Source organism: Bradyrhizobium sp. UNPA324, from assembly GCF_006658635.1.
In the GTDB taxonomy this organism is placed as follows: domain Bacteria; phylum Pseudomonadota; class Alphaproteobacteria; order Rhizobiales; family Xanthobacteraceae; genus Bradyrhizobium; species Bradyrhizobium nanningense.
Window position 1 is genome coordinate 1,236,333 of sequence record NZ_LFJD01000004.1, and the last position, 12,414, is coordinate 1,248,746.

13 protein-coding genes and 1 tRNA gene are annotated in these 12,414 nt (G+C 64.1%); 7 read left to right on the top strand and 7 right to left on the bottom strand.

Features of this window, described 5'->3' with window-relative positions:
- Positions 1 to 102: 102 nt before the first annotated feature.
- Positions 103 to 1,335: a penicillin-binding protein activator gene (locus tag UNPA324_RS05965; RefSeq protein WP_181769304.1), complete on the bottom strand. Its 1,233-nt coding sequence runs from the start codon at positions 1,333 to 1,335 to the stop codon at positions 103 to 105.
- 338 nt (positions 1,336 to 1,673) lie between these two features.
- Between UNPA324_RS05965 and rsmI the strand changes: the two genes are divergently transcribed.
- From rsmI to UNPA324_RS06000, 7 genes are all read left to right on the top strand, one after another.
- Positions 1,674 to 2,624, top strand: coding sequence for a 16S rRNA (cytidine(1402)-2'-O)-methyltransferase (rsmI, locus tag UNPA324_RS05970; protein WP_128921124.1), 951 nt, complete (start codon positions 1,674 to 1,676; stop codon positions 2,622 to 2,624).
- Entirely contained in the window at positions 2,611 to 3,012 is a 402-nt protein-coding gene (locus tag UNPA324_RS05975; protein ID WP_141933991.1) for a YraN family protein, read from the top strand. Before rsmI ends, UNPA324_RS05975 begins: the two co-directional genes overlap by 14 nt.
- Positions 3,013 to 3,022: 10 nt before the next feature.
- Entirely contained in the window at positions 3,023 to 3,967 is a 945-nt protein-coding gene (gene gshB, locus UNPA324_RS05980) for a glutathione synthase (RefSeq protein ID WP_128921122.1), read from the top strand.
- A gap of 470 nt (positions 3,968 to 4,437) precedes the next feature.
- On the top strand, positions 4,438 to 5,253 hold the full coding sequence (gene cpaB / locus UNPA324_RS05985; protein ID WP_141933993.1) for a Flp pilus assembly protein CpaB: 816 nt from the start codon (positions 4,438 to 4,440) through the stop codon (positions 5,251 to 5,253).
- Between the two features lie 10 nt (positions 5,254 to 5,263).
- Positions 5,264 to 6,781 carry a type II and III secretion system protein family protein gene (locus UNPA324_RS05990; RefSeq protein ID WP_128921120.1) on the top strand — a complete coding sequence of 506 codons (1,518 nt, stop codon included), beginning with the start codon at positions 5,264 to 5,266 and terminating at the stop codon, positions 6,779 to 6,781.
- 63 nt (positions 6,782 to 6,844) lie between these two features.
- Positions 6,845 to 7,579: a CpaD family pilus assembly protein gene (locus UNPA324_RS05995; RefSeq protein WP_141933995.1), complete on the top strand. Its 735-nt coding sequence runs from the start codon at positions 6,845 to 6,847 to the stop codon at positions 7,577 to 7,579.
- A complete protein-coding gene (locus UNPA324_RS06000; protein WP_141933997.1) occupies positions 7,576 to 8,865 on the top strand; it encodes a CpaE/TadZ family protein in 1,290 nt (429 codons plus the stop codon). The genes UNPA324_RS05995 and UNPA324_RS06000 overlap by 4 nt, the downstream gene beginning before the upstream one ends.
- A gap of 21 nt (positions 8,866 to 8,886) precedes the next feature.
- Here the strand turns inward: UNPA324_RS06000 and UNPA324_RS06005 are convergent, their stop codons facing one another.
- The 6 genes from UNPA324_RS06005 to UNPA324_RS06030 all read right to left on the bottom strand — a co-directional run bounded on the left by UNPA324_RS06005 (position 8,887) and on the right by UNPA324_RS06030 (position 12,400).
- The gene (locus tag UNPA324_RS06005) at positions 8,887 to 9,666 is read right to left on the bottom strand and encodes a tetratricopeptide repeat protein (protein WP_141933998.1); all 780 of its coding nucleotides are present in this window, start codon (positions 9,664 to 9,666) and stop codon (positions 8,887 to 8,889) included.
- Between the two features lie 80 nt (positions 9,667 to 9,746).
- On the bottom strand, positions 9,747 to 9,992 hold the full coding sequence (locus UNPA324_RS06010; protein WP_018644993.1) for a PilZ domain-containing protein: 246 nt from the start codon (positions 9,990 to 9,992) through the stop codon (positions 9,747 to 9,749).
- 218 nt (positions 9,993 to 10,210) lie between these two features.
- Positions 10,211 to 10,513 carry a hypothetical protein gene (locus UNPA324_RS06015; RefSeq protein WP_141934000.1) on the bottom strand — a complete coding sequence of 101 codons (303 nt, stop codon included), beginning with the start codon at positions 10,511 to 10,513 and terminating at the stop codon, positions 10,211 to 10,213.
- A gap of 58 nt (positions 10,514 to 10,571) precedes the next feature.
- Complete coding sequence (locus tag UNPA324_RS06020; protein WP_141934002.1) at positions 10,572 to 11,462, bottom strand: DDE-type integrase/transposase/recombinase; 891 nt, start codon at positions 11,460 to 11,462, stop codon at positions 10,572 to 10,574.
- Between the two features lie 164 nt (positions 11,463 to 11,626).
- A tRNA-Ser gene (locus tag UNPA324_RS06025) sits at positions 11,627 to 11,700 on the bottom strand.
- A 91-nt stretch (positions 11,701 to 11,791) separates the two neighbouring features.
- Positions 11,792 to 12,400 (bottom strand): hypothetical protein, encoded by a 609-nt coding sequence (locus UNPA324_RS06030; RefSeq protein WP_141934004.1) that lies wholly within the window; start codon positions 12,398 to 12,400, stop codon positions 11,792 to 11,794.
- Between the last annotated feature and the right edge of the window lie 14 nt (positions 12,401 to 12,414).

Below are 12,414 nucleotides of genomic sequence, written 5' to 3' on the forward strand. Positions count from 1 at the left end.
TGGGCAAAGGCGCACTTGCGCCGTGCCCACCATCTCTTCGCGAATGGATTGAAGCCGTGGGCACGCATCGCTTTGCCCACCCTACGGCACCGTCGTCCTGAGCTACGCCCCAAAGCTCTTCGGCGAGCCCGCCACCGCAACGCCACCGCCCTGCGTCACCTTCATCACCGCAAGGCCCCGCTCATTGGTGCCGTCGGCGCGGAAGCGGAACAGGCCGTCGATGCCGGCAAATCCCGAGGGGTTGGTGAGCACATCGGACGAGAAGCGCGTGGTGCCCTGCGTCCGCGCGAGCGCGGCGACGAGGGCGACGGCGTCATAGGCGAGTGTCGCGGTGCGGATCGGCTCGCCGCCGTACTTGGTGCGATAGCGGCCCGAGAAGGCGCGGAAGCCGGCCGGGTCGGGCGCGGCATAAAGGCCGCCTTGCAGGCTCGCATTGGCATAGACGCGCGGATTGTCCCACAGGCCGGTGCCGAGCAGCTGGATGTTGCGCAAGTTCGCGCCTGCGGCGGTCATCGCGTCAGCGACCGTCACCACGGCGTCGCCGTCATCGGCGATGAACAGCGCGTCCGCACTGCCGAGCTGCTGCGCCACCGTGCGTGCCGGCGTCGCGCGGTCGGCGCCGTATTTCTCGAACGCGACGATGCGCCCGCCGCGCCGCGGCACTGCCACCTTCACCGCGGCCTCGACGACATTGCCATAGGCATTGTCGGGCACCAGCACCGCGATCGAGCGCTTTCCGATGCTGGCGGAATATTCGACGATCCGATTGACGTCGGACTCCGGCAGGAAGGAGAGCAGATAGACGCCGCGGCCGGCGATGCTGGAATCTGTCGAGAACGCTATAACCGGGATGCCGCGCGTGCGCGCGACCTGCGCCACGGCCGGCACCGACTGTGCGAACAGCGGTCCGAGGATGATCTCGGCGCCCTCGTCGACCGCCTGCTGCGCGCCGGCCTGCGCGCCTTGCGGGCTGCCATTGTCGTCCTTGATCAGGAGCTGGATGTTCGGATTCTGGAACTCGGCCAGCGCCATCTCGGCGGCGTTGCGCATGGATTGCGCGGCAAGGCCGGCATTGCCCGCGGCCGAGAGCGGCAGGATCACGGCGACCTTGACGCCGCCGGTGCCGGCGGTCGTCGCCTGCTGCGGGGGACCTGCCGGCTGGGCCGGCGGCGCGGAACTCGAGAACGGGTTGGAGAACTGGCTGAGACTCTGCTGTACGCCGGCGCAGGCCGACAGCAGGGGCGCGCCGAGCAACAGGCCGAGCGCGCTCCGGCGGGTCGCCCCTGACATCAGGGACCCCGGAAGGGGAGACTTTGGAAAACGCGGGCCCACCATGGCAGCTTCTCTTCTGACCCGCCGTCGCCGGCCGATCACGATCTTCTTTCCACGACAAAGGCCGCGGATTCAGGCATATTGTCGGCAAATAGTTAACCAAAACAAAAGGATAATAACCGCTTAACGCGGCCGCCTTCCTGTCCCGGCAGCTGTTCGCCGTCGCTCTTGCAGCATCAAGGCGGCGTTTCCGTCGCGAATATGGCGCGAGGGCCCTAACTCCCTCCCGACGTGATCCTGACCGATCACATTCCCGTCCGTTCCTCGCCCCTCACCTCGGCACGATCTTTTTCGGCGAGCCGGTTCCCAGCCCTGCGGATCGTGCCTAAGTTGACTTCATTATGCGCGCAAAGCCGGCCCCGATAAATACGCCTGACGCTCAAGACGCCGCCTCGCGCGGTTTCTCCATCGATGCCCATCGGCTGGCGGCGCCGAAGGCGGCACCGGGCCTCCATCTGGTCGCGACCCCGATCGGCAATCTCGGCGACATCACGCTGCGGGCGCTGCAGACCCTCGCCGGCGTCGACGTCATCGCCTGCGAGGATACCCGCATCACGCGGCGCCTGACCGAGCGCTACGCCATCGCGGCGCAGCTCAGGCAATATCACGAGCACAATGCGGAGATTGCCCGTCCAAAAATCCTGGAGGCGCTCGCGGCCGGCGGCTCGGTCGCGCTGGTCTCGGACGCCGGCACCCCGCTGATCTCCGATCCCGGCTTCAAGCTGGTGCGCGAGGTCTGCGCCGCCGGCCATGCGGTATACGCGCTGCCCGGCCCGTCCTCGGTGCTGGCCGCGCTGTCGGTGGCGGCGCTGCCGACCGACCGCTTCTTCTTCGAGGGTTTCTTGCCGGCCAAATCCGCCGCGCGCCGGACGCGCCTGGCCGAGCTCGCACGCATCGACGCGACATTGGTGATGTTCGAGTCGGGAAATCGGATGCAGGCCACCTTGACCGATCTTGCCGAGATCATGGGTGAGCGAGACGCCGCGGTCTGCCGCGAGCTGACCAAGCTGCATGAGGAGGTCAGGCGCGCGCCCCTTGCCGAGTTTGCGCGACAAGCGGACGCGCCGGAGACGCGCGGCGAGTTCGTCCTGGTGATCGGCCCGCCAGCGGCCGACGCCGAGGTGCTGACAATGGACGCCCTCGACGGTCTGTTGCGCGAGCAGCTTGCCGCGCACAGCGTCAAGGATGCCGTGGCGCATGCGGTCGCGCTCTCGGGCCGGCCGCGCCGCGAGGTCTATGCCCGCGCGCTCGAGCTCGCAAAGGATTCGCGGGGCGGCGATGGCGAAGACTGAGATCCCCGGGGAACCAAAGGTCGCCTCGCCCGAGCGTGTCGCCGCGTTTCACACCGGCATCTCCGCGGAAAGCCGCGCCGCCGCCTATCTCATGGCCAAAGGCTATCGCATTCTCGCCAAGCGCTACCGCACGGCGCATGGCGAGATCGACATCGTCGCGCGCCGCCGCAACCTGATCGCTTTCGTCGAGGTCAAGGCGCGCGCAACGCTGGACGATGCCGCCTTTGCCGTGACGCCGCGCCAGCAGCAGCGCATCATCGATGCCGCGCAAGGCTGGCTCGTAGCGCATCCCGAGCATGCCGAATTCGAATTGCGATTCGACGCCATGCTGATTGCGCCGCGCTCACTTCCGCGCCATGTGTTGGCGGCATTCGACGCCTCGACCTGAAAGGCAGACCATGAAACTGAACGTCGCCGTCCAGATGGACCCCATCGCCCGCATCAACATCAAGGGCGATTCCACCTTCGCGCTGCTGCTGGAGGCGCAGAAGCGCGGCCATGGCCTTTTCTATTACACGCCCGACAAGCTCTCGATGGTCGGCGAGGAGATCGTCGCTCCCGTTCAGCTGCTGACCGTGCGCGACGAGCCCGGCGATCATTTCACCCTTGGCGAGCCGAAGCGCGAGGCGCTGAACGGCTTCGACGTGGTGCTGCTGCGCCAGGATCCGCCGTTCGACCTCGCCTACATCACCTCGACACACTTTCTGGAGCGCATCCATCCGAAGACGCTGGTGGTCAACGATCCCGCCTCGGTCCGCAATGCGCCGGAAAAGCTGTTCGTGATGAACTTTCCGCAGCTGATGCCGCCGACGCTGATCTCGCGCGACCTCGATGAGATCAACGCGTTTCGCGACATGCACGGCGCCGTCGTGATGAAGCCGCTGCACGGTCACGGCGGCGCGGCGGTGTTCCGCGTGATGCCGCAGGACATGAATTTCGGATCGCTGTTCGACATGTTCTCGGTGACGTTCAAGGAACCATGGGTGATCCAGCAATTCATCCCTGAGGTGAAGCACGGCGACAAGCGCATCATTCTGGTCAACGGCGAGTTCGCCGGCGCGGTGAACCGCGTGCCGGCCGCGGACGATCTCCGCTCCAACATGGTGCGCGGCGGCGCGGCGCAGGAGACCGAGCTCACTCCGCGCGAGCGCGAGATCTGCGCAACGGTCGGACCGGCGCTACGCGAGCACGGCCTGTTGTTCGTCGGCATCGACGTCATCAACGGCAACCTCACCGAGATCAACGTGACCTCCCCCACCGGCATCCGCGCCATCGCGCGGCTCGGCGGGCCTGATGTGGCAGCGAAGGTCTGGGACGTGATCGAAGAGAAGCGGAAGAAGTAACTCACCGCAATGATCGCGCTGGAGAGTCCGCACTCTCTCCCCAACGTCGTCCCGGACAAGCGAAGCGCAGATCCGGGACCCATAACCACGGGAAGATATGGTTACGAGGACTCGGAGTTGCCGCTTGGCGCCGCAACTCCTCCCTGTGGTTATGGGTCCCTGCGTTCGCGGGGACGACAGCGATGTTGCGGCGAGCTACTACGGCCTCACTCGCATCGTCGCGAACTCATCACTAACCACCCATTCACCATGACGTTCCCCGTCAGGTGCCAACGCACGCGCGGAAATACGTGAATCTACGGGGCCGCTGGCCGACCCAATAACGCCGCGTTCACCATCTGCGGAAAGACCCCGGCGTGACCGGCAGGCGCGGTCGGCCTCGCAACACCCCTTATACTTTTACTCCCTACTCATCGACATGGGGGGACCCGCCAGGTGCGGTTCGAGTGCCCCGCGTATGAGTAAAGCGTATGAACACCGCACGCATTATCGTCCTCGTCATCGCGCTCGCGGCCGGCGGCGTCGCCGCGTATCTGGCGAGCGGCTATCAGAATGCCTCTGCGCCCGTCGCGCCCGTGGCTGAGAAGCTGCCGACGGTCGAAGTTCTCATCGCGAAGAACGACATCCAGCTCGGCCAGGCGCTCAAGCCCGAGGATCTGCAATGGCAGACCTGGCCGGCGGCAACTGCGAGCGGCGCGTTCATCCGCCGTGACAGCAGGCCCGAGGCCCAAAGCCAGATCGCCGGCTCGATCGCGCGCGTTCCCCTGATGCAGGGCGAGCCGATCCGCGAGCAGAAGCTGGTCAAGGCCGAAGGCTCCGGATTCATGGCCGCGATCCTGCCCTCCGGCATGCGCGCCGTTTCGACCGAGATTTCCGCCGAGACCGCCGCCGGTGGCTTCATCCTGCCGAACGACCGCGTCGATATCGTGCTGACCCGCCGGCTGAAGAGTCCTGAAGGCGCCAACGCGCCGACCGGCGGCAACGACCTCATCCTGTCCGAGGTCATCCTGACCAATATCCGCGTGCTCGCGATCGACCAGGCACCGAAGGAAAAGGACGGTCAGAACGCCGTGATCGGCAAGACCGTCACACTCGAGCTCAAGCCCGACCAGGTCGCCACGCTGTCGGCCGCGCGCCAGGGCGGCACGCTCCAGCTTGCGCTGCGGAGCATCGTCGATGCCAACGCGGCGGAAGTCACCGTCGAGGACCAAGGAGCCAAACGCTCCAGAGGCGTCAACGTCATCCGCTTCGGCGTACAGACGCGGCAGCTAACGTCACAGAAGTGATGGGGACAGAATGAAATACGGGGATGATCGGACGGGGCTGCGCATTCGGGGGAAGCGCGCGGGCTCGTTCTGGACGGGGACGATGCTGATGCTGGGGCTGCTCGCAGCGCCAGGTTGCGTCAGCGCGGCGGACGCGCCGGTCGGCGACCAGGCGCCGATGCAGGCGCCGGATCTCGGTGTGTCGCCGGTCGCGACGATCGCGCCGGCGAGGACGCGTTTTCTCTCGCTTGGTATCGGCAAATCTGTCGTCATCGACCTGCCCCGCGAGGTCAAGGACGTGCTGGTGGCCGATCCCAAGATCGCCAATGCGGTCATCCGCTCGGCTCAGCGCGCCTATATCATCGGTGGTCAGGTCGGCCAGACCAACGTCGTCTTCTTCGCCGCCGACGGCCAGCAGGTCGCCTCCTATGACATCGCGGTGAAGCGCGATCTCAACGGCATGCGCGCGGCCCTGCGGCAGTCGCTGCCGGGCGTGCAGATCGAGGGCGTCGGCGACAGCGTGATGCTGACCGGATCGGTGTCGAGCCCGGTCGAGGCGCAGCAGGCCGGCGACGTCGCCGCAAAGCTGGTCGGCGGATCGGACAAGGTCGTCAACAACATCGTCGTGCGGGGCCGCGACCAGGTGATGCTCAAGGTCGTCGTCGGCGAAGTGCGCCGTGACATCGTCAAGCAGCTCGGCGTCGATCTCAGCGCCAGCCTGAATGCCGGCACGGCGGTGGTGAATTTCAACAATTCCAACCCGTTCTCGGTCTCGGGCGGACCGATCGTCGGCAGCAACGGGCTCGGCGTCGCCGGCCTCGCCAAGGGCGTCGCCACCGTCAGCGCCACCATGCGCGCGATGGAAAGCGCCGGTGTCATGCGGACGCTCGCCGAACCGAGTCTGACGGCGATCTCGGGCGAATCCGCCACCTTCATCGCCGGCGGCGAATTCCCCATCCCCGCAGGCTATTCCTGCGATCCGGTCACCCACGTCTGTACCACCCAGGTCACCTACAAGAAGTTCGGCATCTCCCTGAACTTCACTCCGGTCGTGCTGAGCGAAGGCCGCATCAGCCTGCGCGTGATGACCGAGGTCTCGGAGCTGTCGAATACGAATTCGATCACGTTGACCCAGGCGGTGTCCTCGACCTCGAGCAACTCGATCACCATCCCCTCGGTCCAAACCCGCCGCGCCGAAACCACGCTCGAAATTCCCTCGGGCGGCTCGATGGCGATGGCCGGCCTGATCCAGCAGCAGACCAAGCAGGCGATCAACGGCCTGCCCGGCGTCGACCAGGTGCCGATCATCGGCGCGCTGTTCCGCAGCCAGGACTTCGTCAACAACGAGACCGAGTTGATGGTGATCGTGACGCCCTATGTGGTGCGCGCAGTCGCCCAGAAGGAATTGGCGCGGCCCGACGACGGCTTCGCGCCGGCCTCCGACGCGCAGACGGCGCTGCTCGGCCGCATGAACCGCCTCTACGGCATCACGCGGCGCGTCGATCCGATCAACGGCACGCCCGGCGATTTCGGCTTCATCATCGACTGAGGCGAACGGTTTGGAGACCGGGGCAAGAACAGGCCAAGACACGGGGCAAGAGGGGACTGGGCGATGACGACAACATCAGCCGATCGACGTCGCAGCTTTGGGATCGCGCTGGCATTGACTGGGCTGTGCGTCATGCTCGGCGCTTGCAACACCACCGGCGAGATCGTCACCCAGACGGTGCCGACCGATTACCGCCAGCGTCACCCGATCGCGGTGCAGGAGGGCAAGAAGTCGATCGTGATCTTCGTCGGCAAGGCGCGAGGCGGTCTTTCTGCCGCGCAGCACTCTGATGTCGCGGGCATTGCGCAGGACTGGGTGCGCGAAGGCACCGGCTCCGTCGTCGTCGACGTCCCCGTCGACAGCGCGAATTCGCGCGCGGCGGCCGCAACCTATCGGGAGATCCATTCCGTGCTCGCGTCCGGCGGCGTGCCGTCGCGGGCCATTGTCCAGCATCCCTATCGCCCTGAAGACCCCGGGCTGCTGCCCACCATCCGCCTCAGCTATTCGAAGATCACCGCCGTTGCAGGTCCCTGCGGTCTGTGGCCGGAAGACGTCGGCCCCTCCATCCTCGATCCCGGCTACAACGAGAACCGGCCCTATTTCAATCTGGGCTGCGCCAGCCAGCGCAACCTCGCGGCAATGATCGACAACCCGGCCGATCTAGAGCAGCCGCGATCCGAGACGCCCTCCTATACCGCGCGGCGCAACATCGCCTTCGAGCGCTATCGCAAAGGCACCGCGATCGCGTCTCCCAATCCCGAGGCCGACAAGGCCAAGCTCAGCGATACCGGCAAATGACACGGCTCCAGGACGAAGACGCGGACGACCCGCAGCACCCCGAGGAACACATCGCGCCGGTTCCTCGCATCTCGGTGCAGGCTTTTTGTGAGACCGAGCAGACGCTCACCGCGGTGACCGCGGCGGGGCAGGACCGCCGGCTCGCCAAGGCGCACCTCACCGCCAAGGACGGCGGCCTTGCCGCGGCGATCGAAGTCTATGAATCGATGCCGACGCCGAACGTGATCGTGATCGAATCCGACGGCACGCGCGACATCCTCGAGGGATTGGACGACCTCGCCGGCGTCTGCGACCCCGGCACGCGTGTGGTCGTGATCGGCAATCCCAACGACACGGCGCCCTATCGCGAGCTCGTGCGCCGCGGCGTCAACGATTATGTGGTCGGACCGGTCGAAACCCTCGACGTCGTCCGCTCGATCTGCAGCCTGTTCTCGGCCTCCGAGACCATCATCACCGGCCGCGTCATCGCAGTGGTCGGCGCCAAGGGCGGCGTCGGCGCCTCCACCGTCGCGCACAATGTGGCCTGGACCATCGCCCGCGACCTTTCGCTCGATTCAGTCGTGATCGACCTCGACCTCGCCTTCGGCACCGCGAGCCTCGACTACAACCAGGATCCGGTACAGGGCATCGCCAACGCCGTGCTGTCGCAGGACCGGCCGGACACGGCGCTGATGGAGCGCCTGCTCGCCAAATGCACCGAGCGCCTCAGCCTGCTCGCTGCGCCTGCCACCCTTGACCGCGTCTACGATTTCGGCGCCGAAGCCTTCGACGCCGTGTTCGACACGCTGCGCATGACCACGCCCTGCATCGTGCTCGACGTTCCCCACCAATGGTCGGGCTGGACGCGGCGCGCGCTGGTGAACGCCGACGACATCGTGATCGTCGCCGAGCCCGATCTCGCGAACTTGCGCAACACCAAGAACATGCTGAGCGTGCTGAAAGCGGCGCGGCCGAACGACCGGCCGCCGCTGTACTGTCTCAACCAGGTCGGCATGCACAAGCGCGCGGAGATCGACGTCAAGACGTTCGCCAAGACCATGGAGAGCCAGCCGATCGCGGTGATCCCGTTCGATTCGAAGCTGTTCTCGACCGCGGCCAATAACGGCCAGATGATCGCGGAAGTGTCCAAGAACCACCGCACCTCCGCGCTGTTTCAGAGCATGGCGAACCGCCTCGCCGGCCGCGGCGAGGTGAAGAAGCCGAAGCGTTCGTTGCTGGAGCCACTGCTGAGGAAGCTGAAGGGCCGGTCGGGCCGCCCATCGGCCCCGCATCGCAAGGCATCGTAAACTGACACCAAAAGGGGCGGACTACTTGTCCGCCCGTTGCTGCTTCTTCGCCAATAGCTGCCGCAGCGCCGTGACCTTGGCCGCCGCCTGGTCCGGCGGCAAATCTGCCTTCACGAGGATTTCGGCCTCGGCCTCGCGGCCCTGCAATCCCAGCACCAGAGCCAGATTGGCGCGGACCCGCGCATCGTTCTGATTGCGCTGATAAGCGCGGCCGAGCACCTGTTCGGCCTTCGGCAGATTGTTTTGCAGCATATAGGACAGGCCGAGATTGGACAGCACGGTCGGCTCGTTCGGCACGATCTTCAACGCCGCGGCGTAATATTGCTGCGCTTCCTCGTTGCGGCCGAGCTGGTCGAGCGCCGCGCCCTGCGCCGACAGGATGCGCCAGTCGGGGTCCTCGGGCGTATGCGCGCGGCTGAGGACGTCGAAGGCCTGCTGGAAATTGCCGCTGTCGGCGAGCGCGCGGCCATAGCCGGCGAGCAGCGCCTTGTTGCTGGGATGGGCGAGTACGGCCTGTTCCAGCACCGCGACCGCCTGCGCGCGCTGGCCGCTGTCGCGCAGCGCCTTGCCGTATTCGAGCGCGATTGCGGGATCGCTGGGCTTGGCGCGGTAACGCTCGCGAAGTGCGTCCATCTCCGGCCGGGCGTTGGCGTTGGCGTTGGCGGCGGGCTCCTGCTTGCCGCCGAGCGCACCGGTGACGTCCTCGAGGCCGGTGGTCTGACAGCCGCCGAGGGCAAGGATCAGAACGGCGGACCACAGAAATCTCGCCGGGGGAGAGGCGAGGGACAAACGCTTGGACATACTCTGATCACTCGGCAACTGATCAGAGATGCTTACCGATTAACGCTAAAGTCCCGTTAAGGACGCGGAGCCCTTGCGTCTCAATCGACGAATTCAGCACCGAACTCGCAGCCGATGCGCCAGCGCAGGCGGCATTGGCGGGAATAATCCGGCGCGAAGATGATGGTGAATTGCGGCGGCACTTCCAGAAATTCCGCCACCACCTTCACGCCACCATCCGAGATATCCGTGATCGTGCAGTCCCGCGGCAGCGAGCCCGCGCCAAAATGGATCTTGGCGAGCCGGCTGCACACCCGACGTTCGCTTCTCCGGCGATTTGCAAGCATTTGAATTGTTCACCCGTTAGACCACGGCCCATCCCGCAGGCTTAGGAGTAGCGAACATTCGTTGGAATGTGCTGAGGACAGAAGCCGGCATTCGAAGCGTAGTGTCGGCTTGGCGTTTACGACTTGTTAGGGATGCCCGCCTCCCCCGAATGTTCCTGTATTGTTCTTGCGAAGAGAGGGTCGTGCCTCAGTTTGAAATTGGAGAAAAAATGACTTGGCTAATTCAGCTTGGACGCAGCTGCGGGAGCGTCTTGAGGTTGATCAAGCATCTTAAGAGCGGCGTCCAGGGCGTCGCGAAGGAAGCGAGCAGCGACGGGGCTACATCGCACTCTTCCGCTGGTCATGAATTTAACAAGCACGCCGTCGCCGCTCGGGACCAATATGCGCGAAGCCAATTCGATCTGAATGGCTCCGTTCATGATGCCGTGAGTTGGTACAATATCAAAGTAAACGATGGGGGCCGTGAAAACGTCTTCATAGGGTGGGCTAGCTGCATCGGGAGCGCTGGGAGTATCGGCCATAAGAATCTCCAGTTGCCGTCTTAAAAAGAAGCAACCTAAGCGTATTCCGGACGAAATTCTAGAGAGCCCTTTGTTCGCGCTTCTTGTAAGGGCCGCGCTTCTTTGCCGGCCCTTCGCGCTGATCGATCAGCGTAACGATATCGCTCATTTCCAGTGGTGACGAAACGAGCCCGGCCGCCATGGCTGGCGTACTGCCCTTGAGTGACTTGTGCGACCGCACGAAGTTATACCAAACGAAGTAGAGCGACAGCGCGTGGTAGTGGTTCTCAACCTTCTTTGAGAAGGCATTGGTTAGCCGGGTAAAGCGGCGCATTGACATGCGCATGGTGAGGTTCTGGCGCTCCACATAGGACGTGGAAATGTGCGCCATGTCGGGCGAACCAAGGATCAAATCCTTGTCAATTCCGATCAGCTTGGCTGGGCTGTAGCGCTTCTGTGGCTGCGGGTCGCTGCCGTACAGCTTCACAAGCATTCCGTAGTCCACACCATCGGGGCCGAATTCCTGGCTGACAGCATGAAGGTAAGCTTTGTGGCCGTCCGTGGTGAGCTGGACGCGGTTAGCGAGGCGAGGCTTGAGGTCGGCAATGAAGTCACTGGCGGCACTCGCGTCGCGGTCCCCGACAAGCCAAGATAGGATCAGCTTGGAGTCGGCATCAATGGCCGTCCACGTCCAAACGTCGCCAGAGCCAATAGGGGCAGCTTTAGCGCTCGCGACGTTTTTGGCCTTGGCATAGGCAAAACTCCAGATTTCGTCGCACTGAACGCGCTGGGACTTCACGTTGCGCACGGTCGCGTCGTGGAAGGCGCTGCAAGCGCTGCCGGCATCGACCAAGAGCTTGGTGACCGTATTCAAGGAAACGTCTGTCACCCGCGAGATGGAGCGCATGGATGAGCCCTCGCAGAGCATCTGGAGGATTTGGGCGCGCTTCGCTGTGTCGAGCTTGTTCATAGAGAACAAACTAGAACATGATGTACTTTTGTCAAGTTAAAAGTTCAGTTTGAAATATTGATGTCCTATCTTTCCTTCAATTTACTACATGTAAGCGATTGATTCTTTTGCAGTTTTATTGATCGTTTCGCTTGAAAACTGATGTTTACTCTCTACAATAGGCGTGCACCGGGCAGGACTCGAACCAGCGACCTCCCAGTTAGCAGCCAGGCGCTCTTTCCAGCTGAGCTACCGGTGCACGCAGGCAAGCGAAGTCCGGCGAGACGCTACTCTCGCCGGTCGCCTCGCTCACAATTAGCTGGTGTCGTATCGCATGATGCGCCTCCAGATCATTTGAGAAGTTCGAGAAGACCCGGCGGTGGATCGCCGGGTTTTTTCGTATCCGCGATAGTCTGCGGTACGAAAAACCATACGTGCCCCTCGCGGCGCACGAGCCCCTTCCTGAGAAGCCGGTAAAGCGTCATGCCGACAGTTTTCTCATGGATTTCAATGCTATATGTCTGCTGAATGTAGTCGCGGAGAGGGGCCGCTTTTGAGCCCTTGTCGCCGGCCTCCTGCAAGCGCTCCAGCAAGATCTCCTGGATTGTCGGCATTTGCCGCTTGGCGGGAAGGGCCGGAGGCACGTCGGAGTCCTTGGGACGGTCCTCGTCTTCGGCCTGCAATAGCTTCGCGGTGGATGCCTCGGACTGCAGGACCTCGAACACCCTGTCCCGGTGTTTTTCCATAAGAAGGTCCCAAGTCGCCCCCTCATTGAGGTCGTATCCAAATAGCCGGAGCGTGGCCTCGCAGGCCGCCGTCGCCTTGTCCTGCTCCTTAATCTGAGCCTTCGCCTCCTCTATGGACTTTTCGGCAGCCCGCCGAATGAACGACGCGCGAGCGTGCTTTACCAAGATGGCAAGCACGCCCGCTTCATCGAGAGATTCGCTGCTAAACGTCATGGTTCCGCGTATCG